The 1,266-nt window shown below is 70.3% G+C and carries 1 protein-coding gene; it reads left to right on the top strand.

The features are described 5' to 3' along the window. Positions 1–1,266 (top strand): beta-ketoacyl synthase N-terminal-like domain-containing protein (locus tag ACFXB5_RS53770; RefSeq protein ID WP_385223397.1); only part of this gene is annotated, 1,266 nt, incomplete at both ends.

Genomic DNA, 1,266 nt, shown 5'->3' with positions numbered 1-1,266 from the left:
GCGGGCCTTGCTGGCTTCGTGCTGTACTCCTCGGCTGCGGCGGTCATGGGTAGTGCGGGGCAGGGAAGTTATGCCGCCGCGAACGCGTTCCTGGATGCGCTGGCCGCCTATCGTCGCGATCGGCAGTTGGCCGGTCAGTCGCTGGCGTGGGGGTTGTGGGCCCAGACCTCGGAGATGACCGGCCACCTGGAGGGTGCGGGTCTGTCGCGCCTGCGCCGCGGTGGCGTTCAGCCGCTGTCGACGGAGCAGGGCTTGGCGCTGTTCGAGGCCGCCGCCGCCCTGGGTGCGTCGTTGGCGATCCCGGCCCGACTGGACCTGAGCGGGCTGTCCCGCAGCGGGCGCCCGGTGCCTGCGCTGCTGCGGGGTCTGACCGCTGGTGAGGTCTCCGCACGCCCGACTGCGGCCGTTGCCGTGGCTGCCGGTGGTCTGGCGGCGCGGTTGGCCGCGTTCAGTCCCGCTGAGCGTGAGCATGACGTCGTGGAGGTCGTTCGGGCCGCTGCTGCCGTGGTTCTGGGTCACAGTCGCCCTGGGGACGTCGATCCCCAGCGGGCGTTCCGGGACATGGGCATCGACTCGCTGACCGGTCTGGAGCTGCGCAACCGGCTGGCGAGCGAGACGGGCCTGAGCCTCCCCGCCACCTTGGTCTTCGACCAGCCGACACCGTTGGAGGTTGCCCGGTTCCTGGTGGCCGAGGCCTGCGGGCCGGAGGAGCCTGTCGGCGAGAGCGCCGTGCCGGTGGTCCGTGTTGGCACGGATGAGCCGGTGGCGATCGTCGGTATGGGGTGCCGGTTCCCGGGCGGGGTGGAGGACCCGGAGGGCTTCTGGCAGCTGGTTGCTTCGGGGACCGATGCGATGTCGGGCTTCCCGGTGAACCGCGGTTGGGAGACGCCCGACCTGTCCGAGTCCGGCGATGAAGGTACCGCTTTCGCCCCGGTGGGTGGATTCCTCTATGGCGCTGGTGAGTTCGATGCGGAGTTCTTCGGGATCAGTCCGCGTGAGGCGTTGGGGATGGACCCCCAGCAACGGTTGTTGCTGGAGACGTGTTGGGAGGCGCTGGAGGACGCGGGCATCACTCCGGGTTCGCTGAAGGGTACTGACACGGGTGTCTACGCCGGGATCGTCGCCTCGGGGTACCGGATCAGTGAGCAGGACGGCGCCGGCGGCTTCGGGATGACCGGGACGACGGCGAGTGTGGCGTCGGGCCGGGTGGCGTACTCGCTGGGGTTGCAGGGTCCGGCCGTCTCGATCGACACAGCTTGCTCGTCG

Origin of the sequence: Streptomyces sp. NPDC059455, from assembly GCF_042750115.1 — a bacterium.
GTDB lineage: Bacteria > Actinomycetota > Actinomycetes > Streptomycetales > Streptomycetaceae > Streptomyces > Streptomyces endocoffeicus.
The sequence above is the reverse complement of the archived record's forward strand: the minus strand, read 5'-3'. Positions and strand labels throughout refer to the sequence as shown.